Genomic DNA, 24,674 nt, shown 5'->3' with positions numbered 1-24,674 from the left:
TCACAATAGCGTTACGGTGCCCGCCGCGCCGTTCACTTCGATCTCTTGGCCCGTGGTGACGCGGTGAGTGGCGTCGGGCACGCCGACGACGGCCGGGATGCCGTATTCCCTGGCCACCACCGCTCCGTGCGACATCGCGCCGCCCATCTCCATCACCAGCCCGCCCGCCGTCAGGAACAGCGGCGTCCAGCCGGGATCCGTCGAGGGGCAGACCAGGATCTCGCCCGGCTCCAGGTGCGCGCCGATCGGGTCGAGCACCACCCTGGCCACGCCCGTGACGGTGCCCGCCGAGGCCGCCGTCCCTATGAGCGCACCGTCCGTGGGTGCCGTCGCGAGGGCTTCCGGTTCGGTGCCGTCCGAGAGCAGCACCCTGGGTACGTGCCTGCGCCGCGACTCCTGCGCGTACGCCGCCCGCCGCTCCCCCACCAACTCCCGCAGATCGCCCCCGCCCAGGGCCGACCTGACCTCCTGCATGCTGAGGAAGAACACGTCGGCCGCCGAGTCCAGGACTCCGGCGTCCACCAGGTGGTCGCCGACCACGAGCAGGCTCCGCCGTACCGCCGCGATGGTCTTGACCGCGTAGAACTTGGGCAGCTCGCGCAACCCCGCGAACATCCGCGTGCGCCGCAGCCCGAACCCCACCACGGCGGCCCGCCAGCGGCCCTTGCGGCGGGCCGCGGCCACCACCTGGGCCACCGCGGAACGCGCCGCGTCCGCCCCCTTGGCGAACAGCGCCGAGGGAGCGAGGTCGGCGCCGCCGTCCATGCGCAGGTAGTTGGCCAGGACGCCGAGGATGTGCGCGGGGTCCTCGGACCAGCGCGGCAGACCCAGGTCGATCTCCGCGACGCCGCGGTGGCCGTACTTGTCCAGGAACGCGGTGATCTCGCGCTGCGCGACGGGCGGCAGCTGCCCGGCCCGGTAGCGGCGGACCAGTTCGGACACCGGCTCCTTCCGGAACGGGTCCGGCTCGATGCGGGTGGCCAGGTCCCACAACTCCAGGTCCATCTCCGTGGTCGGGTTGTGCGGGACGCTGCGCAGGACGTCCTGCATGTCGTTCACCGGCACGCCGGACAGCTTGGCGGCCAGGGCGAACAGGCCGTAGCCGGTGATCACGATGGGCATGATCGAAACGATGGCCGGGAAGGTGCCGGCGAGCGTGCGTTCGGCGTGGTCGAGGCGCTGGGCGGGGGTGACGGGGTCGGGCAGCGCCAGCCGCTGGTCGAGCTCAGCGCCGACGCGGGCGGCGTACTCCAGGGCTTTGGGGGGTCTGGTCAGGGCCAGCAGCACCCGGGAAGGGGCGTGGATGCGGCGGGCGAACCGGCGCAGGCCGCGCAGGACCGGGCGGCGGGAGGTGTGCGTCAGCGACAACCGCGGATCCTCCACCAGCCGGCCGAAGACGGGAGCGGTGCGGGCCTCGCCGAGCGTGAGCATGCGCGGGAGGACGGCGCGGCCGAAGCGGCTGCGTACGGCCGTGGTCAGGTCGATCCACATGCGCTGCCCCGACTCGGCCATGAACGGGGCGCCGTCGAGGCGGTTGGCCGGGCCGTAGCCGAACAGGCCCGCCGCTCCGGCGCTGATCAGCCGGAAAGCCGACAGCCCCATCGGCGTGAGCGGACCCATGACGCCCTGGGCGACGTTGAGCGAGAAGTACACCCGCAGGCCAGGGCGGCCGTTTTCGAGCAGCGGGTAGAGGGTGGTGATCGGTCTCGCCTGGGTGAGCCAGAGCGTGCCGTCCTGGTCGACGGCCCACTCGGTGTCCTGGGGGGCGCCGTAGTGGTCCTCCACCCGGGTGCCCAGCGCGGCCAGGTCGCGTACCTGGTCGTCGGTCAGGCAGAAGCCCTCCGAGGTGGTCTCGACGCGTTCGGTGCCGCCGCCCGGCAGCGAGCGGATGGTCAGGCGTTTGTCCCCGGCCTGGCGTTCCAGGATCTCGCCGCCGAAGACGATGAAGCGGTCGGGGTTCACCGCGCCTGAGACGACCGCCTCGCCCAGCCCGGGGTTGGCGTCGATGACGGCCTCGTGCCGCCGTCCCGTCACCGGGTTCGCGGTGAACATCACCCCCGCGACCTGCGCGTCCACCATCACCTGTACGACCACCGCCAGCCGCACGACCGCGTGGTCGATGCCGTTGGACTCCCGGTACGCCACGGCGCGGTCGGTCCAGAGGGAGGCCCAGCAGCGGCGTACGGCGTCCACCACCGCCTCGGAACCCACGACGTTGAGGAACGTGTCCTGCTGCCCGGCGAAGCTGGCGAACGGCAGGTCCTCGGCCGTGGCGGACGAGCGCACCGCCACGGGCACGTCGTTCCCGAGCGCGGCGTAGGACTTCACGATGCTCTCGTGTACGGCGTCCGGCACCGGCGCCTGGAGCAGATGCCGCCTGGCGCGCTCGGCCAGCCCTTCACCGCTGGTCTCGAGCCCCTCGGCGACCTGCCGGTACGCCTCCGTGGTCAGCACCCAGCCGGGCGGCACGGGCAGCCCGGCCCTGGTCAGCTCGCCGAGGTTCGCGGCCTTGCCGCCCACCTCGGCCAGCATCCCGGCGTCGATCTCGGAGAAGTCCAGCGCCGTCTTCATCAAATGCACCCCAACCGTTCAGCGTCCCGTTATGAGTCTCACGCTTTCCCGGCATGAATTCAACACTCGATGAAAACTTATCCCAACTCCAGGGGTACGCCGTCCAGGTCCCAGGCCGGGTCGGCCGCCACCCCCAGCACGGCCAGCGCCGTCGGCCCCACGTCCACCAGGCGCGGCTCGCCGAGCGAGCGTCCGCCCAGGTCGTCGCCCAACCGGTGCGCGATCACGAACACCGTGCGCTCCTCGTCCGACGTGCCTCCGTGCCCGCCCTCGTCCACGTGCCCGTGGTCGGTCGTGACCAGCACGGTCCAGCGCTCGCCCGGGTACGAGGCCCGCCCCCGGACCGCGTCCAGCAGGCGGCCCAGGTAGGCGTCCTGGGCCTGGAGGGCGGCGGCGTATTCGGAGCAGTGCGGGCCGAGGTCGTGGGCCACCTCGTCGGTGTCGCCCAGGTACACGAACAGGGCGTCCGGGTCGGCCTCCGCCAGGTGCCGCTCGGCGGCCTCGGCGACCTGTTCGTCGGCGTTGGCCCAGCCGACCGTGTACCCGTCGAGGACGAGGCGGTGGTCGATCGCGCGGCTGAACGCGCCGTGCTCGTCCAGCGCCGCCCACGAGAAGAACGCCGCCGTCGCCAGCTCAGGCCGGGCATTCTTCGCACGAGTCAGGAAATCCGGAAATTTCCGGAATTGGGGTGTCGCGAACCCGTTGTCCACGACGCCGTGTTTGTCGGGCCAGACCCCGGTGGCGATGGACGACCAGCCTGGCCCCGAGTCGGTACGCGAGCTGATGACCCGGCCGCCGTCCCCCGGCTCAGGGGCCTTGGGGACGATCTCGCCGGGCGACTCCGTACGGGGTGTCCCGGCCTCGCCGTAGGGGAGTTTGCTGGTGCCGTACGCGCCGGAGGACATCAAGGCGGACAGTACGGGCGATCCCACGGCCTGGAGCCGGTCGAACCGCAGCCCGTCCATACCGACGACGAGCACTTTGTTCGTTAAAGAGGACATCCCCCTATCTAAGCGGTGAAACGCCGCACCCAGTCAGCCGCTCCCGGCAGGATCTCCTCGACCGGGGCGACCTGCGGATACCACGTGCGCTCCCACTCCAGCGACACCCACCCGTCGTAACCGGCCCCGCGCAGCAGGCCGCCCGCCTCGTCCAGCGGCACGGACCCCGTCCCCATGGGCACCGGAGTGGTGTCCGCGGCCGAGACCGCGTCCTTGACCTGGACATAGGACAGGTATTGCCCGAGCGCGGCGAGCGTCTCGGCCGGGGACTCGCCGTGCCGCCACGGGTGCAGCAGGTCCCAGATCGCACCGGTCGTCTCGGGGCGGCCCGCCTCGGCCAGCAGCCCCGCCACGGCGGCGCCGGTGGCCATGAGGTCGTGGGTCTCGACGTACACGCGGCGGCCGAGCGCGCCGGCCGTACCGGAGACCGCTTTGAGCCGGCGGGCGCCGACGGCGGGATCGTCGCCGCGCGGGAACACCCGCACGCCCGGCGCGTCCAGGTCGGCGGCGAGCCGCAGATCGGCGAGCAGCGCCTCGATGACCGGTTCATCCGGTCCAGGCTCACAAATCCTGACGTATCCGGCGAGGGCGGAAATTTCGAGACCTGCGCCCTCGACCCGCTCCCGCACCGACCGCCGTTCCCCGGCCCCGAGCCCGCTGTGCACTCCGGTGTCCGGATGCAGCCGCAACTCCAGCCCCTGGCAGCCGTGCCCGGCCGCGATCTCGATCGCCCTGTCGAGCCCCTCGCCGGGCATCCCCAGCGTGCTGACCGCCAGCCTCACACCATCCTCCGTACGCTCTCCCGCAACACGACCTCGCCCGCCACCTGCTCGACCACGACGGTGTCCGCCTCACCCAGCGCCAGCTCCAGTGCCCGCGCCCCCATGTGCTTCAACGGCAGCCGTACGGTGGTCAGCGCGGGCACGTGATCACGCAGAGTGACGATGTCGTCGAACCCGGCCACCGAGACGTCCTCGGGCACCCGCACCCCGCGCTCCCGGTAGGCCGCCAGCGCCCCAACCGCCATCACGTCGTTGACCGCGAACACGCAGGTGGCGTCCGTGACCTGCTGGGCCGCCGCGTAGCCGCCGTCGCGGTCGAAGGGCCCGTGGATCACGTACGGCGCGGGCAGCCCCAGCTCCTCCAGCGCCCCCGCGAACCCGGCACACCGGTCGGCCGCCGTCACCAGGTGCGGCGGTCCGGCCAGCACCGCGAACCGCGTGTGCCCGAGCCCCGCCAGCGAACGCGCCAGCTGCGCCGCCCCCTCCCGGTTGGCGGGCGCGACGGTGTCCACGCCGAGCAGGTCCTGGCCCACGCAGGCGGCCCGGCCGCCGCCGGCCTGGTATCTGGCCAGCTCGTCGCGCAGCCGCGCGGTGACCGCGGGGTCGGCGACGCGCGAGCCGACCAGCAGCACGGCACGGACGCGCTGCGCGTTGAGCGTGGCCACGTAGGCGATCTCCTGCTCGGGGTCGCGATGCGTGGTGCCCACCATGACCAGCAGGCCCTCGGTGGCCGCCGCCCGCATCGCCCCGTCCGCCAGGGCCGCGAAGTAGGGGTCGGTCAGGTCGTGTACGACGATGCCGATGACGTTGCTCGCCCCGCGGGCCAGCGTCTGGGCCGCGATGTTGGCGCGGTAGCCGAGCTCGTCGGCGGCCCGCTCGACCCGCGCCCGCAGCGCCGCGCCCACCTGGCGGGTGCTGCCGTTGAGCACCCGCGAGGCGGTCGCGAGCGAGACGCCCGCCTGCTTGGCGACGTCCTCAAGCGTGACCACGGCACCTCCACGGAAAGCGGTTTCCCAGTGTGCCAGACCGGCACCTGGATCCGCATCCTATGGTGGGCCGTGTCCAGCGTGCCCAGCACAAGCGCTTACCAGGGGAACAGGATGTCGAGCAGCCCCTTCTTCTCCTCCTGCGTGGGCGTCGGCGCGGGCGCCTGCGTGGCGGGCGGCGGCTGCGTGGCCTGGGTCTTCGGCTGCTGGTTCTGCTGCTGCCTGTTCGTGGTGTCCTGGCCGTCGTCGGTCGTCTCCCGGATCTGGTTCGTCGGGGAGCGGGTGGCCCTGCTGCTCGTCTTGGACGTCGGCTCGCCGGCGCGCGTGGGCGTGGAGCGTACGGGCTCGCGCGTGTTCCTGGCCCGCTGCGTCGGCGGGGTGGTGGGCTTGTCGGACTCAGGCTCGCTGGGCTCGTCGGTGACCGAATCGGTGGGCTCGGGGCTGAACTCCTCCGTCGGTTCCGCGGTGTCCTCGGGAGCCGCGGTCTCGGAGGGAGAGGTCACCTCGCCCGCGCTGGCGCACCGGCCGGCCGCGCACGGGTCGTCGGAGGAGTTGCCGGTGAGCATGAATCCGGCGCCCACGCCGATCAGCACCACCGCGGCGGCCACCACCAGCAGCACCCTGGTACGGCGGCGCACCTCCCCCTCGCCGCCCGAACCCCCGTCGCGGGAGTCGTCGGTCCAGCCCGAGCCGAGGAAGCCGCGCTTGGGCTGCTCCTCGTCGCGCTCGTCGTCGCGTCCCTCGTAGCTCCGGTCAAGCGGAAGATAGGGGTTCTCGTCATCCACGCGGTGCGGGCCGCTGGGCTCGCCGAGCACCTCGTGCGCGCCGCTGGGTCCACCGAGATCGTACGAACCGCCGATCTCGTGGGCGCCGCTCGGGCCGCCCAGGTCGTACAGGTCGTGCGAGCCACTGGGCCCGCCGAGATCGTACGAACTGCCCAGGTCGTGCGAGCCGCTCGGCCCGCCGAGGGCGTCGTGAGGGACGTCGAGCACGTCGCGCCCGCCGGGGTCGTCGAGCACGTCACGCAGGCCCTCGCCCACCTGCGGCTCACTGGTCAGCGAGCCCTTGGCGGGCGGCAGGATGTAGGTCTCGTTGCCGACGACCTGGATGGCGGGCTGCTCATCGGTGTCCTCGGTGCTCCACCGCGGGGACAACACGTCGCCCGTCAGTTCGGGGTTTAACGACCTCCCCTGCCCTTCCTCATATGCCCTGTCGTTCTCGTCGCGCGCCACGATGGAACCTCTCTAATGCGAATTCGGACCGCGCCCTTTCCTAGCAGACCCGACCACACCTTGTCCGGAAATTTCACAAGTTTCACTCAAATCACTCTGCGTAACATGGGCCAGCTTGGACCGGGCGCGGTGGATGCCGGGCCGCCGTCGTCATCGCTTCATCCGGCGGTCTCGACCCGGATCGCGGCCGGTCAGGCGATGAGGCCGTCGAGCACGTCGCCCAGGGCCGCCTTCACCCGCTCGACGTTCACCCCGCGCCGGGGCCCGAGCGGCGGCCTCGCCAAGGGCCTGGCGCGGGAACTGGGACCGGCGTTACGGCCTGACCCCGTTGCCCAGGCGGCGTGCACCGGGTAACCGGGCGCGCAACCGCTGGTCGTCGCCGGGGTTTGGTGTCGTCAGCCACGCGCGGCGCGTTGCCGGCGTCGTGGAAATAGGTGAGCTGAGTCTCAGAGGGCTTTGACTCTGGATTCAAGCTGAGAGTTTGTGGCGCAGCAAACAAGACATTTGATCAAGCAAGAGAAAGCCCCCGACGTGACGCCAGGGGCTTTGTGTGACGTTAGACGTCGAATTCGCCCTTTTTTGCGCCGTCAATGAAGGCGTCCCACACTTCGGGGCGGACAGGTAGGCGGTGTCAGGAGAGCGGGGCACGTGCGCGATGGCGAACCCGCCCATCAGCCCGCAGTTCACCCCCACCGATAGGGGGACAACCTGGATCGTGATGTTCGGGTGATCCATCATCGTGAGCAGGTGCGTGAGTTGCTGGTACATGACGGCCTCTCCCCCGACGGGGCGATACAAGATTCCCTCATCCATCACGAATTGCACCATGGGAGGGTTGGGCCGGCCATAAATTGACTGGCGTCGGAGCCGAGCCTTCAGCGCCTCCTCTACTTTCTCCTCCGTCGCGCCCGGTTCCGCGCGTAGGACGGCGCGAGCATATTGCTCCGTCTGGAGTAGGCCGGGGACGAGCAGCGGTTCGACAGGACAATTCCCATTTCTGTTGCGACACGAGCCGCAATTCGGACGCGATCAGGGGCGGTAAACATGCAATCTCGTGAACTGTTAGAGCGGATGGCCGAAACCACACATGCCGGCCTGCTCATGCGACCCCTGCTCTGATGAGTGTGGCGTGGCATCCGATTGGGCCCGGAGCAGCGCATCCACCGACGCGCTGCATTGCCACGCCGCGTGCGGGCGGCCCGGTGACGACTTCCCCGCCGCACCGCACTATCCGGCGCAGGCCGGGCGATTCCTACCGCCAACGCCCAGCCTGCGCCCTTCCCCAACCAATCACGACCCTGTGGAGAAAACGCTTGTGACGACGACCAAGAGGTCCCGGGCTGGGAGATCATGGAAGGCGCCGGAGGCGGCTACATCGCCTTCCGCACCGCCCTGGTGCCGGATCACAGCGGACTCTCCAACGTCACGCTGCGGCGCCAACCTGGACGAACTATTCAGGCACCTGGAACGGGAAATACGCGGTCAGCAGCGGCGGTCTCCGGCAAGCCGATTGCCCGGTGCCGCATGAGGCATCCTGCATGGGCATCCCCGTCAGAGGCAGGGGTTGGTGTTGGTGTCGACGACCTTGTCCTTGAGGGAGTCGGGGATCGCCGAGACCACCCGTACGCCGGGCCAGTCGGTCCCGATGACGACCTGGATGATCGGCCCGTCGGGCACCTGGGTGGCCTTGGACTCGTACGGCTTGGGGTTGACCGGCTTGACCTTGCCCGCCACCGGGGTCCGCTTGTCCTTGGAGAGCCGGGCGGCCACCGCCTCCCCGTACGCGGGGCCGTCCTGGGTGTCGTTCCTGGCGTAGCGGATCGCGGTGGTGGCGGTCGTGGGGGCGTTGCCCACCTGCGTGACCACGAAGCCCTGGGCGGCCAGTTCGTCGGCCACCTTGACGGCCTTGCCCAGCTCGGCGGTGCCGTTGAGGACCTGGAGGCGCACCTGCGCGTTCTCGATCTTGGGCGCGGCGGACTTGCCGGGGGTGGGGCTGGTGGTGACCTCGACGTCGCTGCGTACATTCTCGAAGAAGTCGCCCGCGGCCGGCTGGCTGAACTGCACGCGGTTCTTGTCCGCCGGATAGGGCTCGGTGGGCACCGTGATGCCCTTGAGCTCCTTGGCCGTCAGCCCGCTGACGCTTCTGGCGATCTCCAGCATCCGGTCGAGGGTGAGCCCCTCGTCCACGGTGACGGCGGCGGTGGCGGCCTCCAGGAAGCCGTTCAGCTTGGCGGGGTTGGTCAGCAGGCCGCCGCCGGTGACCTTCTCCAGCACCTTGGTGAGGAAGACCTGCTGGCGCTGGATCCTGCTCAGGTCGCTGCCGTCGCCCAGCGCGTACCTGGTGCGTACGTAGCCCAGCGCCTGCTCCCCGCTGACCACGTGCTTGCCCGCGCCGAGCACCAGCTTGGACTTGGGGTCGTTGACGGGCTTGGGCAGGCAGATCTCGATGCCGCCGATGGCGTCGACGATGCCCTTGAAGCCGGTGAAGTCGACCTTCACGAAGTGGTTGATCTTGATGTTGGTGAGCGATTCGAGGGTCTTGATCGTGCAGTTGATGCCGCCGTCGTTGAAGGCGGAGTTGATCTGGCGCAGGCCGCCGGGGAGCACGCCGCCGGTCCGGCTCTGGCACTCGGGGATCATGACCATGGAGTCGCGGGGGAAGCTGATCATGGTTGCCTTGTCCCGGTTCGGGGAGATGTGCAGCATCATGATCGTGTCGGTACGCTCCCCCAGCCCCTGGGACTTCGCGCCGTACTTCTTGTTATCGCCGTCGCGGGAGTCGGAGCCGACGAGCAGGACGTTGAGCGCCCCGGTCTCCGGCGGGCGGCTCGCGCCGACGTTGATGGCCTCGCGGGGAATGCTGGCCTCGAGGCGCCGGTAATACGCGTACGCTCCGAGACAGGCCGCCACCAGCACGAACGTCAACGCCACGCTCACCCACCCCATGGGCGTCAACGGGTTCCGCCGCGGCCGGGGATCACCCTTCGACCGGCGTGGCGGCGGGGCGACCCGGCGGCCCAGAGCCGCGTCCTCCTGCTGCCCTCTCACGCGGTTCACCCCTTGCGCCATGATCGCGAAGCATAGTCACAAACAGGAACTCACGACATATCCGCTCTTTGCCACGCATGCGGACGGCCCCAGGCTAGTTCGCCGGTCGGTGCCGCGGGAGACTCTGGCTCCGCCGGTACTCCTTCGTCACCCCACGGCGACGGCCACACAGCGAGGGCTCCATCCGAAGAAGGCGAATCCGGGGCGTCACTACGCGCGGTGACGCCATGATGACGTTCATGCTCTTGACCGAGATGGCGCCTCCCCCCGGCGCCGAGGCGGTGGCCGGGCTGCGCGCCAGGGCCAGGACCGCCCGCCGCGGCGCCTTCGTCGCGCTCTCCTCCTCGATCTCCCTCCTTACCACCGCCCAGATGCTCGCCGACCGGGCGCCGACCAGGGAGCAGACGCTCCCGCTCGCCGTACTGTCCCTGGCGGTCTTCGTGGCGGCCCTCCCCACGCTGGCCATCACCCAGTACGTCTGGGGCCGGCGAGCCCGCCTGGCGCGGCGGCGCGAACACGAGCTCTACGCCGCCGCCCCCTCGGGCAGGGCACGCGCCCTGAGCAGGCTGGCCGTCGCCGCGGGCTGGGTGGTGACGCTGCTGCTCGGCTGGACGGCGCCGCGCCAGTTCCGCCAGGCCGCCCTGTACGCCTTCGCCGACGCCCTGAGCTGGGCCGTCGAGGCGCTGGCCGTGCTGAGTTGCGCGGCCGGCGTGTCATTCCTGCTCTGGTGGGCACGGGACGCGCTGGGGATGCTGGCGCGTGCCGGGCGATCGGGCGGATCTCCTGGCGATCCATGGGATCCCGGTCACGGCGCGCGCCCGCGAGGAGGCGCGGCGCTCTGGGCGGGCGCGGCCGTCGCGGTCGCCGCCCTGCTCGGGGCCCGCGCCCACCTGTGGGAGCCCGCCACCGGCGTCGTGTACGCGTTGCTCACGACAGCCCTCGTCTGCGGAGTAGTTACCGACGAGTAGCATAGGCACGGAACCCCATCCAGCAACGAGGAGCGAATCCGTGCCTTCCTCTCGTGACGTCGTGTTCGTCGACGGCGTACGCACGCCTTTCGGCAGGTCAGGGCCGAAAGGACTGTACGCGGAGACCCGCGCCGACGACCTGGTCGTCCGCGTCATCCGCGAGCTCGTCAGGCGCAACCCCGGCCTGCCGCCGGAGCGCGTGGACGAGGTCGCCATCGCCGCGACCACGCAGATCGGCGACCAGGGCCTGACCATCGGCCGTTCGGCGGCGGTGCTGGCCGGGCTGCCCAAGACCGTCCCTGGCTACGCGATCGACCGCATGTGCGCGGGCGCGATGACCGCGGTCACCTCGGTCGCGGGCGGCATCGCGTTCGGCGCGTACGACGTCGCCATCGCGGGCGGCGTCGAGCACATGGGCCGCCACCCGATGGGCGAGGGCGTCGACCCGAACCCGCGGTTCCTGTCCGAGAAGCTCGTCGACCCGAGCGCGCTGGTCATGGGCATGACGGCGGAGAACCTGCACGACCGTTACCCGACGATCACCAAGGACCGCGCGGACGCGTACGCGGTGTTGTCGCAGGAGAAGGCGGCCAAGGCCTACGCCGACGGCAAGATCCAGCTCGACCTGGTGCCGACCGCGATCAGGACGGCCGAGAAGGGCTGGGGCCTGGCGGTCGAGGACGAGGCGCCCCGGCCGGGCACCACGCTGGAGGGGCTGAGCGGGCTCAAGACGCCGTTCAGGCCGCACGGCCACGTCACGGCGGGCAACTCCTCGGGGATCAACGACGGCGCCACCGGCTGCGTGGTGGCCGCCCGGGAAGTCGCCGCCGAGCTGGGGCTGGACGCGAAGATGCGGCTGGTGTCCTACGCGTTCGCGGGTGTGGACCCGGAGGTCATGGGCGTGGGGCCGATCCCGTCCACTGAGCGGGCGTTGCGCCTGGCGGGTCTGGACATTTCGCAGATCGGGTTGTTCGAGATCAACGAGGCGTTCGCCGTACAGGTGCTGGCGTTTCTGGAGCACTTCGGGATCGCCGACGACGACGCCCGCGTGAACCCCTACGGCGGCGCGATCGCCTACGGCCACCCGCTCGCCTCCTCGGGCGTGCGGCTGATGACGCAGCTCGCGCGGCAGTTCGGCGAGCGTCCCGACGTGCGTTACGGCATCACCACGATGTGCGTCGGCATGGGCATGGGCGGCACTGTGATCTGGGAGAACCTGGCATGACGAACCTCGAGACCTGGCGGGCGCTGCTGAGCGAGCGCAACTCCGACGAAGTCGTCACCAAGGCGCTGGTGCGCGATGTCCAGCTGCCCGGCGGCGCGGGCACGATGGCGCTGATCACCCTGGACAACGGGTTCGACCACACCAAGCCGAACACGTTCGGCCCGCACGGCCTGTTCGCGCTCAACGGGGCGTTGTCGGAGATCGCCGCGCGCACCGACCTGGCCGCGGTCGGTGTGACGGGCAAACCGTTCATCTTCGCCGTCGGCGCCGACCTCAAGGGCGCCGCCGCCCTGACCACGCGCGCGGAGGCCTTGGCCATCGGGGCGCTGGGCCACTACGTGTTCCGCCGGTTGGGCGAGCTGCCGATTCCGTCGTTCGCGTTCGTGAACGGCGCGGCCATGGGCGGCGGGCTGGAGCTCGCGCTGCACTGCACGTATCGGACGATCTCCGCGGGCGTGCCAGCGGTGGCGCTGCCGGAGTGCTTCCTCGGCCTGGTGCCGGGCTGGGGCGGCACGCAGTTGCTGCCGCGCCTGATCGGCCCGGCGAACGCGATCAAGCTCGTCATCGAGAACCCGCTGTCGCAGAACCGCATGATCAAGGGCGCGCAGGCGTTCGAGCTGGGTGTGGCGGACGCGATGTTCGAGCCCGCCGACTTCCTGGAGGAGTCGCTGCGCTGGGCCGCCCGGGTGGTCAAGGGCGAGGTCGTCGTGGACCGGCCGGCCCACGACGGCTGGGAGAAGGCGGTCGGCGACGCCCGCTTCCTGGTGGACCTGAAGCTGCGCGGCGCGGCACCCGCCCCCTACCGGGCGCTCGACCTGATCGCCCGGGCCGAGACGGCCACCCGCGACGAGGGCTTCGCCGCCGAGGACGAGGCGCTGGCCGACCTGCTCATGGGCGACGAGCTGCGGGCCGGGCTCTACTCCTTCGACCTGGTGCAGCGCCGCGCCAAGCGGCCCGCGGGCGCGCCGGACCGGGCGCTGGCCCGCAAGGTCACCAAGGTCGGCATCGTGGGCGCGGGCCTGATGGCCTCGCAGCTGGCGCTGCTGTTCGCGCGCCGCCTCGAGGTGCCGGTCGTGCTGACCGACCTCGACCAGGCCAGGCTCGACAAGGGCATCGGGTACGTACACGACGAGGTCGGCAAGCTGCTCGCCAAGGGCCGCATCACCGCGGACCAGGCCAACCGCCTCAGCTCCCTCGTGACCGGCTCGCTGACCAAGGACGCCTTCGCCGGCGCCGACTTCGTGATCGAGGCCGTCTTCGAGGACCTGGCGGTCAAGAAGCAGGTGTTCGGCGAGGTGGAAGCCGTGGTCTCGGCCGACTGCGTGCTGGCCACGAACACCTCCTCGTTGTCCCTCACCGAGATGGGCGCCGGTCTGGAGCACCCCGAGCGGCTGGTCGGGTTCCACTTCTTCAACCCGGTCGCCGTCATGCCGCTACTGGAGATCATCAAGGGCGCGGCGACCGACGACGCCACGCTGGCCACGGCGTTCGCGGTCGGCAAGTCGCTGAAGAAGTCGTCCGTGCTGGTCAAGGACGCTCCGGCGTTCGTGGTCAACCGGCTGCTGACCTGCTTCATGGGCGAGGTCGTGGCGGCCGTGGACGAGGGCACGCCGCTGGAGGTCGCCGAGCACGCGCTCGACGGGCTCGGGTTGCCGATGACGCCGTTCGCGCTGCTGCAGCTCGTCGGCCCGGCCGTCGGCCTGCACGTGGCCGAGACGCTGCACGAGGCGTTCCCGGACCGGTTCGGCGTCTCGGAGAACCTGGCCAAGCTGGTCGCCGGCGGCAAGCCGGGCGTGTACCTCCCGGACTTCACGCTCGACCCGGAGGCGGTGGCCCTGTTCGCGGGCGGCTCCGCACCCTCCACCTCCGAGCAGGTACGCGACCGCGTCCTGACGGCGCTGGCCGAGGAGATCCGCATCATGCTGGACGAGGGCGTCGTCGCGGCGGCCCAGGACATCGACCTGTGCATGATCCTGGGTGCGGGCTGGCCGTTCCATCTGGGCGGGATCACCCCGTACCTGGACAGGACCGGCATCGCCCAGCCGCGCTTCCTCGCCCCCGGGATCGCCTCGCTGCCCGCGTGATTTTAAGGGGGCCCGTACGGCGGGCCTCCTTAACCCGCAATGGCCTCCGTCGTAGCGTTCGGTACTGTCCTACGAACGGAGAGTAACAATGATCAGAGCACTGGGCACGATCGCGCTCTGCGGAGCCTTCATGCTGGGTGCGTCGTCACCTGCGGTGGCCGACCGCCCCAAGGTGCAACTCAAGATCGTCGACGCGGCCAAGGGCGGGGAGACGTCCACGGCCTGGCTCCACTGCGCGCCCGTCGGGGGCACCCATCCCAACGCCGAGGAGGCCTGCCGCCTGCTGGAGGCGGTCGGCGGCAAGCCGGCCAGGCTCAACGTCACCCCCGACGCCTCGTGCACCCGGGAGGTCAAGCCGCACGCCGTGGTGGTCATCGGCCGCTGGTACGGCAAGGCGGTGCACTGGGCCAAGGTCTTCGGCAACGACTGCGAGATGAAGGCCGCGACCGGAGCGGTCCTGTCGCTCTGACCCGGCGCCGGGGGTGGGCCCGCGCCCACCCCCGTCAGCGACTCGCCATCATCCTGCTGTGCCAGTAGCCGAAGGCGCAGTAGACGACCACGCCGACGATCATCCAGATCACGAACCGCAACCACGTCTCCACCGGCAGGTTCACCATCAGGTAGAGGCAGGCCAGCACGGACACGATCGGCAGCACCGGCACGAGCGGCGCCCGGAACGCCCGGGGCAGCTCCGGCCTGGTGCGCCGGAGCACGATCACGCCGACCGAGACGACCACGAAGGCGAAGAGCGTGCCGATGTTCACCAGCTCGGCCAGCTCGCCGAACGACACGAACCCGGCCAGCGCCATCGTCACCAGCCCGATGACGATCGTGAGCCTGGCCGGCGTGCCGTAGCGGGGATGCACCTTCGCCAGCGCGCGGGGCAGCAGCCCGTCGCGGCACATCGCGAAGAGCACCCGCGTCTGGCCCAGCAGGAGCACGAGCACGACGGTGGTCAGCCCGGCGATCGCGCCCACGCTGATGATCGTGGCCAGCCAGGCGTAGCCGACCGCGGTGAACGCGTCCGACAGCGGCGCGGAGGTGCTCAGCTGGGTGTAGCGCTGCATGCCGACGACGACGAGGGAGACGGCGACGTACAGGAACGTGCAGATGGCCAGCGAGCCGAGGATGCCGCGCGGCACGTCGCGCTGCGGCTCGATGGTCTCCTCCGCGGCGGTGGCCACGATGTCGAAGCCGATGAACGCGAAGAACACGATCGCCGCGGCGGAGAAGACGCCGATCACGCCGAACGCGACCGGCGTGACTCCGAACAGGACCTGGATCAGCGGCGCCTTCAGCCCCTCCACGCGGGGCGTGGGGACCGCCTCGGGGATGAACGGCGTGTAGTTGGCGGCTTTGACGAAGAACAGCCCGGCCACGATGACCAGCAGCACCACCGTGATCTTGGTGGTCACCAGGATCAGGTTGACGCGCGATGACAACTTGATCCCGGCGATCAGGATGGCGGTGAGGAGGAGGACGATGAGGATGGCGGGGACGTTCACCACGGGGTCGTCGCCCGCGATGGAGCCGGGCAGGGGGAGGCCGATGGAGGCCAGCAGGGAGGCGAAGTAGCCCGACCAGCCGACGGACACCACGGCCGCGGCCAGCGCCAGCTCCAGCAGCAGGTCCCAGCCGATCACCCAGGCGGGAAACTCGCCCAGGGTGGCGAAGGAGAAGGTGTAGGCGGATCCGGCCACCGGGATCGTGGAGGCGAACTCGGCGTAGCACAGGGCCGCCAGGCCGCAGACGACGGCCGCGACGACGAACGAGATCGCCACCGCCGGACCCGCCACCTCCTTGGCGACCTGCCCCGTGAGCACGAAGATTCCGGTGCCGACGATGACGCCGATGCCGAAGACCGTGAGGTCGGTGGCGGTGAGGCGCTTTCGCAGCTGATGCTCGGGGGCTTCGGTGTCGCGGATGGACTGCTCGACGCTCTTCGTGCGAAAGATATCCACGCCCAGCGGTTCTTCCCCCACCCATAGTGATCATGCGGATTGCGCGCGCCCTACGGGGTAGCAGGCTGAAATCATGCTCAACGACCTGCTCGACACTCTGGCCAGGCAGGACCTCGCCGTGGTGCTGTCACTGCTGCTGGTCTTCCTGACGCTGGACGCCTCGGTCGGGGTCGGCCTGATCACTCCCGGCGACGGCCTGCTGCTGGTCGCGGGCGCCACCGCCGACAGCCTGCCCGAGGCGCTGGCGCTGATCGGCGCGGGCGTGCTGGCGTGCTTCGTCGGCGCCTCAGGCGGTCATTTCCTCGGGCGGCGCTATGGCACCCGGCTGCGGCACGGCAGGCTGGGGCGGCGCATCGGCGAGTCGCGGTGGGTACGGGCCGAGCGGTTGTTCGAGCGCAGCGGATGGGCGCTGGCGCTGGTGTATTTCCTGCCGGTGCTGCACGCGCTGACGCCGGCCGTGGCGGGCACGCTGGGCATGCCCTATCGCAAGTTCATGCCGTGGGCGGTGCTGGGCAGCGTCGCGTGGGTGAGCACGTACGTGGCCCTGGGTGCGGTCGCGGGGAGCGTGGCGCGGCGGCACGCCGGATGGCTGCTGCCGGTGGCGGCCGCGGCGGTGATCGTCGTGCTGGCGATCACCGCCGCGGTCCGCAGGGGGCTCAACGGCGGGCGGGCTCGGCGTGGGAGATCCGCTTCGCGACCGCCTCGGTGATCTGCCGGGCGAGATCCTGCCCGGTCAGGCCGAGCCGGCCCAGGATCGCGGCCCGCTTGGCGTGGCCGAGGAACTCCTGCGGGATCCCGTAGGTCCGTACGGGTACGTCGACGTCGGCGTCGCGCAGCAGGCGGGCCACGGCGTCGCCCACGGCGCCCACGCGGCCGCTGTCCTCCACGACGGCCACCAGCTTGTGCGCGCTCGCCGCCAGGACCAGCGCCTCATCCAGCGGCTTGACCCAGCGCGGGTCGACCACGGTGGCCGCGATGCCCTGGGCGTCGAGCAGCACGGCGGCGTCCATGCAGACGTGCGCCATCGGGCCCACGCCGACCAGCAACACGTCGGGCTCTCCATCGGCGGCGCGCAGCAGGTCCATCTCGCCCAGCTTGCCGACCGGCTCGATCGGCTCGGCGACCGGGCCCTTGGGGAAACGCAGCGCGGTCGGGCCGTCGGCGACCTCCACGGCCTCGCGCAGCAGCTCGGCGAGCCGGTCGCCGTCGCGCGGCACCGCGACCCTGAGCCCGGGCACCACCTGGAGGATCGACAGGTCCCACATGCCGTTGTGGCTGGCACCGTCGTCGCCCGTGACACCCGCCCGGTCGAGCACCACCGTCACGGGCAGTTTGTGCAGGGCGACGTCCATGAGGAGCTGGTCGAAGGCCCGGTTGAGGAACGTGGAGTAGAGGGCCACGACCGGGTGCATGCCGCCGAGGGCGAGCCCGGCGGCGCTGGTCAGCGCGTGCTGCTCGGCGATGCCGACGTCGTAGATGCGGTCGGGGTATTCGTCGGCGAACGCGTTGAGGCCCGTCGGGTGCAGCATGGCCGCGGTGATCGCGACCAGGTCGTCGCGCTCCTTGCCGAGCCTGACGAGCTCCTCGCTGAACACGTTGGTCCAGATACGCGGCTTGGGCTTCTCCGCGCCGGTGGCCCGGTCGAAGGCGCCCGGCGAGTGGAACTGGTCCTCGTCGTGGTTTTCCGCGGGCGTGTAGCCGCGGCCCTTCTGGGTGAGCGCGTGCACGATGACGGGGCCGCGGAAGTCGTGGGCCTGGCGCAGGGCTGCTTCCATGGCCTGCTCGTCGTGCCCGTCGATGGGGCCGACGTATTTCAGCCCGAGGTCCTCGAACATGATCTGCGGCGCCAGCACGTCCTTCACGCCCTTCTTGAAGCCGTGCAGCGCGTCGTAGAGGACCGGGACGTTTCCCAACTTGTCCTTGACGTATTCGAGCATGTCCTCATAGCGGCGGTTGACCCGCAACGAGGACAGGTGGGAGGCCAGGCCGCCGATCGTGGGCGAGTAGGAGCGGCCGTTGTCGTTGACCACGATCACGATCGGCAGGTCCTTGGCGGCGGCGATGTTGTTGAGCGCCTCCCAGGCCATGCCGCCGGTCAGGGCGCCGTCGCCGATCACCGCGACGACCGTGCGGTCGTGCTCGCCCCGCAGTTTGTACGCCTTCGCCAGGCCGTCGGCGTAGGACAGCGCGGTCGAGGCGTGCGAGTTTTCGACGAGGTCGTGCTCCGACTCGGCCTGGCTCGGGTAACCCGACAGGCCGCCCTCCTGCTTGAGCGCCTCGAACCCGGAAGCCCTGCCTGTCAGCAGTTTGTGCACGTAGGACTGGTGGCCGGTGTCCCAGACGACGGGGTCGTGCGGGGAGTCGAAGACGCGGTGGATGGCGATGGTCAGCTCCACCACGCCGAGGTTGGGGCCGAGATGGCCGCCGAATCTGGCGCATGAGTCGACGAGCAGGTCACGGATCTCCCCCGCGAGCCTCGGCAACTCCTCGACAGCGAGCCGTTTGACGTCGTGCGGTCCCTTTACCGAGCCCAGCAACCCGCTCACGGATCCGACTCCCCTCTGCTCTTGTTCGCCGATTCCCCAGATTCTAGTTCGCGGACGCCTCACTGACTCCATCGAGTCAAATCCACCCCCATATGTCCGATCTTGACCTAGTCTTTCGATACCTATGAACTCCGTCCCCATAAGCAAAATCGCGGCCCTTGTGGCAGCTCTGCTGGCTCTTGCCCTGGCAGCGGCTGGTTTGGTGTTCGTGCTGGCGGACGTGGCCACGACGTCGACGGAGCCCGTCAACGGGGCACAGCAGCTCGCCTCCCCGCCCTCCAAGGCCGCCGGGAACGGCAAGCGGGTGCCCGAGCTGGGCAAGGCGCTGGCCACGGCGAACCCGCTGTACCGGACCGGGCGGCTGGCCGACGTCAACTGCTCGCCCGGCGAGCTGCCCGCCGGGAGCATCACCGCGTACCGGCGGTTCCTGACCCGCGTGACCAACTGCCTGAACAAGGCGTGGGCCCTGCAGTTCCGCAAGGCGGGGATGACCTTCGCCAAGCCGCGGCTGCGCATCATCACCAGCAGGGTGCGGACGCCCTGCGGCCCGTGGAACGCCGGCGCCGACGGCGTGTACTGCTCCACCGACCGCACGATGTACCTGATGATCAGCAAGGATCAGCTGGGCAACCCGTTCCCGCTGGGCATCACCCGGCTGATCGCCCACGAGTACGGCCACCACGTCCAGCAGATCTCCGGCATCTGGGGCTACTACTGGGCCGCCAGGACGGGGGCGACCAAGGCCAGGCGGCTGCAGCTCTCGCGCAACTCCGAGTTGCAGGCCGAGTGCTTCTCCTCGGTGTTCATGAGCACGATGAAGGGCACGCCGCTGGTCACCGACGCCGACTGGGCGTACACCGTGGACTGGTTCAGGAAGAACGGAGCCAAGGGCTGGCCGCAGAACGACCACGGCAAGGGACCGACGCAGGCGGCCTGGATGACGCGCGGTTTCAACCGCGGCGGCCCCGGCGCGTGCAACACCTGGGCGGCCGTGCCCCGGAACACCCTCTAATCACCGCGAACTCATCTATGATCCGCGATCGTGCGCATTTCCCTCATAGCGCTGGCTATGGTCGCAGTTCTGCTCGTGCCGGAACCGGCCGCCGCCGCCATGCGGACCGCGCAGACCGGGCTGTCCGGGGCGATGAGCGGCGAGATGTCACCCCAGGAGTGCGAGATCCCCGCGATCCGGCACGGGAGCGTCGCCTCGCTCAAGTCCTTCCACCGCGCGATGGCCGGATGCGCCGACCGGTTCTGGGCCGCCAGGTTCGCGGCCGCCGGCCTGGTCTACAGCCCGCCCGAGGTCACGATCACGACAGGGAGCGACTCGGTCTGCGGGAAGATCACCGGTAACGGCGCCCAGTACTGCCCGGAGCAGCGCGCGATCGTCATCCGCATCATGAAGCAGGATCTGCGTGACCCGTTCAGGATGAACATCGCGCACTCCGTCGCCCACGAGTGGGGGCACCACGTGCAGCAGCTCATCGGCGTGCTGGACGCGCAGAACGCGCTCTTCTGGCCGGCCTCCGGGAGCGCGCGGGCCGTGCTGAGCCACCGGCTGGAGATGCAGGCCGAGTGCTTCGCCGGCGTCTTCTACAGCGCCACGCTGGAGTCGATCGACCCCGGCATCGAGTGGGAGGAGTGGATCGAGGCGATCCGCGCGGCGGACGAGAGCGAGATCCACGGCAAGCCGCGCAACCTGGCCTGGTGGCAGGACCGGGGGTACCGCGGCGGGGCCACGGGCTTCTGCAACACCTGGACGGCGAAGAAGTCGAAGGTCACTTAGGCGTTGGCTCTGGCCAGGACTTCCAGGGGGTCGGCGAGGACGTGCGCGAAGGCCAGCTCGGCCGCGCCCACCAGGGTGGCCGCGTCCCCCAGCGCCGACGTGCGCAGCCGCAGCCGCTCCCGCTGCGGCGCCATGGCGTGCAGGGCCAGCCGGGTACGCACGTGAGCCGCCGAGCCGAGGTAGATCTCCCTCAGCATCCCCCCGAAGATCACCATTTCCGGGTTGAAGACGTTCACCAGGTTCGCCACGCCGAGCCCGAGCCAGTCGCCCACCCTGATGAGCGCCTCCTGCGCCACGATGTCGCCCCGGTCGGCGGCCTCTACCACGGCCCGCACCGCATCTCGGCCGTGCTGCCCCGCGCGAAACCTGCCCGCCGACTCCAGCAGCGCCCGCTCCCCCACCTCCGCCTCCAGGCAGCCGTTCGAGCCGCACCCGCAGGCCCGGCCGCCCGGGTTGACGACCATGTGGCCGACCTCGCCCCCGTAGCCGTCGTGGCCGCCGAGCAGGTGGCCGCCCGCGATGATCCCGCCGCCGATGCCCACGTCGCCGTGCAGGTAGATGAGGTCCCTGACGGCGGCCCCGACGCCCCGGCTGTGCTCGGCGAGCGCGCCCAGGTTGGCGTCGTTGCCCACGCTGACCGGCAGGCCCAGGCCCAGCCTGCGGCCCAGCTCCTCGCCGAACGGCACCTCCTCGGCCATCAGGTTGGGCCCGAACCTGACCACGCCGTCGGCCTTGCGCACGCCCCCCGACACGGCCGCCGCGGCCCCGACGCACACGGTGTCGGCCCTGGTCTTGCGCCGCATCTGCCTGGCGAACCCGGACAACACCCCGGTCAGCTCGTCCAGCTCGAACTTGCCGCGGTCGCGTACCGACTCGCGGCGGTCGAGGATCACCCCGCCCAGCCCGACGCGGGCGACCGCGATCCGGTCGGGGCCGACGTCGAACGCGAACACGTACACCCGCGCCGACTCGGGCCGCACCACGAGCGAGGGCCGACCGGCCCGGCCCGTCTCGCGCGGCAACTCCTCCCGCACCAGCCCGGCGGCGGTGAGGTCGGAGGTCAGGGCCATGATCGTGCTGCGGTTGAGCCCCATCTTCGAGGTCAGCTCGGCACGCGAGATCGGCCCGCCCAGGTGGACATGACGCAACAGCGCACCGAGGTTGTGGCGCCTGATGTCCTCTTGGGAGGGGCCGGCACGCATGGTCTGTGGTTCCTTGAAGGGCTGTGAGTCGCTGATCACCTTAGACCAGCGGCTGCCGCCCGCTTGCGCGCCAGGGCGTCCACACCCGCGGCGAGCAGCAGGACAGACCCGGTGACCAGGTACTTCACGCTCGCGCCGTACCCCATCAGACCCATGCCGTTCTCGATCACGGCGACCACGGCGCCGCCGAGCACGGCGTCGAGCACCCTGCCCTTCCCGCCGAACAGGCTCGTGCCGCCGATCACCGCCGCGCCGACCGCGTACAGCAGGACGGAGCTGCCGCCCGTGTTCGGGTCGACGGAGCTGGCCCTGGACGCGGCCACGATCCCGCCGACCGCGGCCATCGAGGAGCAGATCACGAACGCGCTGATCCTGATCCGGTCCACCCCGATGCCCGCCCTGCGGGCGGCCTCCGCGTTCCCGCCGACCGCATAGATGTGCCGTCCGAACGCGGTACGTCGCAACACCAGCGTCCACACGACCAGCAGCACCAGGATGACGGGGACCACGATCGGCACCCCGGTGAGCGAGACGAGCGCCGGGTTGCGGCTGCGCTCCAGGTTGAGCACGTAGACCGCGACCCCGGCCAGCACCGCCAGCGCGCCGACGCGGGCGCCGATCAGCGACAGGGGGTCGGCCACCAGCCCGCGCTTGGAGCGGTTCCTGGCCCGCAGCAGCTGGACACCGGCGTAGATCGCCACGCAGACCGCGTAGAGCGCCCAGCCGAGCCAGGGCGGCAGGTTCCTGTTCGCGATCGCGACGATCATGCTGTCCCGGATGGAGATGTTCGTGCCCTCGTCGACCAGCACCAGGACCAGGCCCTGGAAGGCGAGGAACGCGGCCAGCGTGACCACGAACGACGGGATGCCGACCTTGGCGACCAGCGTGCCGAGCACCGTGCCGATGACCACGCCGGTGACGATGGCGGCCAGCATGCAGACGTACCAGGGCAGGCCCAGGTTGGTCAGCGTGACGGCGAGCACCGCCGCGCACACGCCGCTGGCGAAGCCGGCCGACAGGTCGATCTCGCCGAGCAGCAGCACGAACACCAGGCCCATCGCGATGAGCGTGATCGCGGCGCCCTGGGTGAAGAGGTTGGCGAAGTTGATCGAGGTGACGAAGGCGGGGCGCGCGACGGCGAAGACCGTGCAGAGCACGACCAGGCCGAGCACGGCGGGCAGCGCGCCCATGTCGCCGCCGCGGACCCGCTCGATGTAGGCGAGGAAGCTGTTCCCGATCGACGGGGACTGCGTCGCGGCGACGATGGCCTCGCCCGGGAGTTCCTTGACCTTGCTCATGGGGTGACCCCGTTCTTGAGGCCCAGTTCGCCGCTGCGGCCGGAGGTGATCAGTTCGACGACCTGCGCGTGCGTCACGTCGGCGGTCCTGACCTGGGCGGCCATCCTGCCGAGGTAGAGCGCCGCGATCCGGTCGGAGACGGCGAACACGTCGTTCATGTTGTGCGAGATGAGCACGACGGCCAGGCCCGTGTCGGCCAGCCGGCGCACCAGCTCCAGCACCTGCGCGGTCTGGGCCACGCCCAGGGCCGCGGTGGGCTCGTCGAGGATGACGACCTTGCTGTTCCACAGCACGGCCTTGGCGATGGCCACGGTCTGCCGCTGCCCTCCGGACAGGCTGGAGACCTGCTGCCTGATGGACTTCACCGTACGCACGGACAGGCTGCTGAGCGTCTGCTCGGCCAGCTCCTCCATGCTGTCCTCGTCCAGCAGGAGGCCGCTCTTGCGCTCCCGGCCGAGGAACATGTTCTGGACGATGTCGAGGTTGTCGCACAGGGCCAGGTCCTGGTACACGATCTCGATCCCGAGTTCGCCCGCGTCGCGGGGGCTGTGCACCGTGACCTGCCGGCCGTCGAAGAGGATCTCGCCCGCGTCGATCGGGTAGATGCCGCCGACGCACTTGACCAGCGTCGACTTGCCCGCACCGTTGTCGCCGACGAGCGCTGTGACCTCGCCGGGGTAGGCGGCGAACTCGACGTCGTGCAGGACCTTCACCGGACCGAAGCTCTTGTCGATCCCGCGCACTTCAAGGAGGGGGGTCATGGGGCTCCCTAAAGGGGGTACGACCGGCAGCCGCACCCCCTTGTTCTTATTGAATTCCTGCCTCGGTGCACTTCTCGGCGAAGTCACCCGTGCACAGTTCCTCCTTGGTCACGTAACCGTCGGCCACCACGTCCTTGACGTTGTCAAGGTAGATGGCCTGCGGCTCCAGGAGCTCGGAGGGCACGTCCTGGTTCGTCTCCGGGTCCTTGACGCTGCCGCTCGCCGTCGGCTTCTCGCCCTTGGCCAGCGCCACCGCGAGCTTGGCAGCGGCGTCGGCCTCCTTCTTGACCGCCTTGTAGACGGTCATGCACTGGTCACCCGAGAGGATGTTCTGCAGGCCCTGGACGGTGGCGTCCTGGCCGGTGACCGGCACCTTGCCGTTGAGGTTGTTCTTCTTCAGCACGGTGATGGCGGCGTTGCCGAGGCCGTCGTTGGCGGCCAGCACGCCGGCGATCTTCGGCTGCTGGGTCAGCATCTGCTCGAAGATCGTGCCGGCCTGGGTGTTGTCCCAGTCGGGCACGGCCTGGTCGGGGCCCTTGACGTACTCACCGGCGTCGAACTTGGGCTTGAGCACCCCGTCGTACCCGCTCTTGAACAGCGTGGCGTTGTTGTCCGTCGGCGAGCCGTTCAGGTAGGCCACGATGGGCTTGTCGGCCTTCTTGTCGGTCAGGCACTTGCTCAGGCCCTCGCCCTGCAGGGTGCCGACCTTGGTGTTGTCGAAGCTGACGTAGTACGCGGCGCCGCCGCCGAGCGTCAGCCGGTCGTAGTCGATGGTGGCCACGCCCTGCGACTTGGCCTTGTCGATGACCGTCTTGCCGGTGCCGCTGTCCAGGTTCACGATCATCAGAACGGTGGCGCCGTTAGTGATCATCTGGTCGGCGATGGTCTGGAACGCCGTCTTGTCGTTCTGGGCGTTCTGGATGTCGTACTGGACGCCGGCGGCCTTGAACGCCTCTTCCAGGTACTTGCGGTCCGCCGTCTCCCACCGGGCCGAGGACTTGCTGTCCGGCAGGATGACGCCGACTTTTCCGGCCTTGGCCGCTGAGGCGGTGGCCGACGAGGTCGACGTGGTCTGACCGCTGTTGCCCCCGCAGGCGGTGAGACCGAGGGCGAGCGCGGCTGCCGTGGCGGTCAGGCTGAGGATCCCCTTGCGCATAGTGCAGGGTCCTTTCTTCCGGAGGGGCCCGGATGAATGTTGTTTGCGGCAACGTATTCCGGGACGG

The 24,674-nt window shown here is 70.3% G+C and carries 20 protein-coding genes; 7 read left to right on the top strand and 13 right to left on the bottom strand.

What is annotated here, in order from left to right:
* The 7 genes from ACFLIM_RS42925 to ACFLIM_RS42895 all read right to left on the bottom strand — a co-directional run bounded on the left by ACFLIM_RS42925 (position 1) and on the right by ACFLIM_RS42895 (position 9,620).
* Positions 1-2,571, bottom strand: a complete 2,571-nt coding sequence (locus tag ACFLIM_RS42925; protein ID WP_393175226.1) for a PEP/pyruvate-binding domain-containing protein — start codon at positions 2,569-2,571, stop codon at positions 1-3.
* Positions 2,572-2,648: 77 nt separating this feature from the next.
* On the bottom strand, positions 2,649-3,572 hold the full coding sequence (locus ACFLIM_RS42920; protein WP_393175224.1) for an alkaline phosphatase family protein: 924 nt from the start codon (positions 3,570-3,572) through the stop codon (positions 2,649-2,651).
* Between the two features lie 8 nt (positions 3,573-3,580).
* On the bottom strand, positions 3,581-4,354 hold the full coding sequence (locus ACFLIM_RS42915) for a sugar phosphate isomerase/epimerase family protein (RefSeq protein ID WP_393175222.1): 774 nt from the start codon (positions 4,352-4,354) through the stop codon (positions 3,581-3,583).
* Complete coding sequence (locus ACFLIM_RS42910) at positions 4,351-5,343, bottom strand: LacI family DNA-binding transcriptional regulator (protein ID WP_393175220.1); 993 nt, start codon at positions 5,341-5,343, stop codon at positions 4,351-4,353. The genes ACFLIM_RS42915 and ACFLIM_RS42910 overlap by 4 nt, the downstream gene beginning before the upstream one ends.
* A gap of 95 nt (positions 5,344-5,438) precedes the next feature.
* Positions 5,439-6,572 (bottom strand): hypothetical protein, encoded by a 1,134-nt coding sequence (locus ACFLIM_RS42905; RefSeq protein WP_393175218.1) that lies wholly within the window; start codon positions 6,570-6,572, stop codon positions 5,439-5,441.
* Positions 6,573-7,040: 468 nt separating this feature from the next.
* Positions 7,041-7,544: a DUF5753 domain-containing protein gene (locus ACFLIM_RS42900; RefSeq protein ID WP_393175279.1), complete on the bottom strand. Its 504-nt coding sequence runs from the start codon at positions 7,542-7,544 to the stop codon at positions 7,041-7,043.
* A gap of 579 nt (positions 7,545-8,123) precedes the next feature.
* The gene (locus tag ACFLIM_RS42895; protein ID WP_393175216.1) at positions 8,124-9,620 is read right to left on the bottom strand and encodes an LCP family protein; all 1,497 of its coding nucleotides are present in this window, start codon (positions 9,618-9,620) and stop codon (positions 8,124-8,126) included.
* A gap of 239 nt (positions 9,621-9,859) precedes the next feature.
* Here ACFLIM_RS42895 and ACFLIM_RS42890 point away from each other — a divergent pair, with 239 nt between their 5' ends.
* From ACFLIM_RS42890 to ACFLIM_RS42875, 4 genes are all read left to right on the top strand, one after another.
* On the top strand, positions 9,860-10,588 hold the full coding sequence (locus ACFLIM_RS42890) for a hypothetical protein (protein ID WP_393175214.1): 729 nt from the start codon (positions 9,860-9,862) through the stop codon (positions 10,586-10,588).
* A gap of 61 nt (positions 10,589-10,649) precedes the next feature.
* Positions 10,650-11,813, top strand: a complete 1,164-nt coding sequence (locus tag ACFLIM_RS42885) for a thiolase family protein (protein WP_393175277.1) — start codon at positions 10,650-10,652, stop codon at positions 11,811-11,813.
* Positions 11,810-13,897, top strand: coding sequence for a 3-hydroxyacyl-CoA dehydrogenase NAD-binding domain-containing protein (locus tag ACFLIM_RS42880; RefSeq protein WP_393175212.1), 2,088 nt, complete (start codon positions 11,810-11,812; stop codon positions 13,895-13,897). Before ACFLIM_RS42885 ends, ACFLIM_RS42880 begins: the two co-directional genes overlap by 4 nt.
* Positions 13,898-13,985: 88 nt before the next feature.
* Positions 13,986-14,366: an SSI family serine proteinase inhibitor gene (locus ACFLIM_RS42875; RefSeq protein WP_393175210.1), complete on the top strand. Its 381-nt coding sequence runs from the start codon at positions 13,986-13,988 to the stop codon at positions 14,364-14,366.
* Positions 14,367-14,400: 34 nt separating this feature from the next.
* Here ACFLIM_RS42875 and ACFLIM_RS42870 read toward each other — a convergent pair whose 3' ends face one another.
* Positions 14,401-15,858, bottom strand: a complete 1,458-nt coding sequence (locus ACFLIM_RS42870; RefSeq protein WP_393175208.1) for an amino acid permease — start codon at positions 15,856-15,858, stop codon at positions 14,401-14,403.
* A gap of 73 nt (positions 15,859-15,931) precedes the next feature.
* Here ACFLIM_RS42870 and ACFLIM_RS42865 point away from each other — a divergent pair, with 73 nt between their 5' ends.
* The gene (locus tag ACFLIM_RS42865) at positions 15,932-16,567 is read left to right on the top strand and encodes a DedA family protein (RefSeq protein ID WP_393175206.1); all 636 of its coding nucleotides are present in this window, start codon (positions 15,932-15,934) and stop codon (positions 16,565-16,567) included.
* Here ACFLIM_RS42865 and dxs read toward each other — a convergent pair.
* On the bottom strand, positions 16,515-18,395 hold the full coding sequence (gene dxs, locus ACFLIM_RS42860) for a 1-deoxy-D-xylulose-5-phosphate synthase (protein ID WP_393175275.1): 1,881 nt from the start codon (positions 18,393-18,395) through the stop codon (positions 16,515-16,517). The two genes, ACFLIM_RS42865 and dxs, sit on opposite strands and share 53 nt — an antisense overlap.
* Positions 18,396-18,564: 169 nt before the next feature.
* On the opposite strand from dxs, the gene ACFLIM_RS42855 reads away from it, so the two are divergent.
* Positions 18,565-19,416 carry a neutral zinc metallopeptidase gene (locus ACFLIM_RS42855; protein ID WP_393175204.1) on the top strand — a complete coding sequence of 284 codons (852 nt, stop codon included), beginning with the start codon at positions 18,565-18,567 and terminating at the stop codon, positions 19,414-19,416.
* A gap of 30 nt (positions 19,417-19,446) precedes the next feature.
* Positions 19,447-20,190 carry a neutral zinc metallopeptidase gene (locus ACFLIM_RS42850; RefSeq protein WP_393175202.1) on the top strand — a complete coding sequence of 248 codons (744 nt, stop codon included), beginning with the start codon at positions 19,447-19,449 and terminating at the stop codon, positions 20,188-20,190.
* Here ACFLIM_RS42850 and ACFLIM_RS42845 read toward each other — a convergent pair.
* The 4 genes from ACFLIM_RS42845 to ACFLIM_RS42830 are packed head-to-tail and all read right to left on the bottom strand — an operon-like array spanning position 20,187 to position 24,607.
* Positions 20,187-21,392: an ROK family transcriptional regulator gene (locus ACFLIM_RS42845; RefSeq protein WP_393175200.1), complete on the bottom strand. Its 1,206-nt coding sequence runs from the start codon at positions 21,390-21,392 to the stop codon at positions 20,187-20,189. The two genes, ACFLIM_RS42850 and ACFLIM_RS42845, sit on opposite strands and share 4 nt — an antisense overlap.
* 35 nt (positions 21,393-21,427) lie before the next feature.
* Positions 21,428-22,690: a sugar ABC transporter permease gene (locus ACFLIM_RS42840; RefSeq protein WP_393175198.1), complete on the bottom strand. Its 1,263-nt coding sequence runs from the start codon at positions 22,688-22,690 to the stop codon at positions 21,428-21,430.
* Positions 22,687-23,451, bottom strand: coding sequence for an ATP-binding cassette domain-containing protein (locus ACFLIM_RS42835; RefSeq protein ID WP_393175196.1), 765 nt, complete (start codon positions 23,449-23,451; stop codon positions 22,687-22,689). The genes ACFLIM_RS42840 and ACFLIM_RS42835 overlap by 4 nt, the downstream gene beginning before the upstream one ends.
* A 46-nt stretch (positions 23,452-23,497) precedes the next feature.
* Positions 23,498-24,607, bottom strand: a complete 1,110-nt coding sequence (locus tag ACFLIM_RS42830) for a sugar ABC transporter substrate-binding protein (RefSeq protein ID WP_393175194.1) — start codon at positions 24,605-24,607, stop codon at positions 23,498-23,500.
* Positions 24,608-24,674: the final 67 nt, after the last annotated feature.

Origin of the sequence: Nonomuraea marmarensis, from assembly GCF_043197025.1 — a bacterium.
Classification (GTDB): domain Bacteria; phylum Actinomycetota; class Actinomycetes; order Streptosporangiales; family Streptosporangiaceae; genus Nonomuraea; species Nonomuraea marmarensis.
This window is presented reverse-complemented; position numbering and strand designations above follow the sequence as displayed.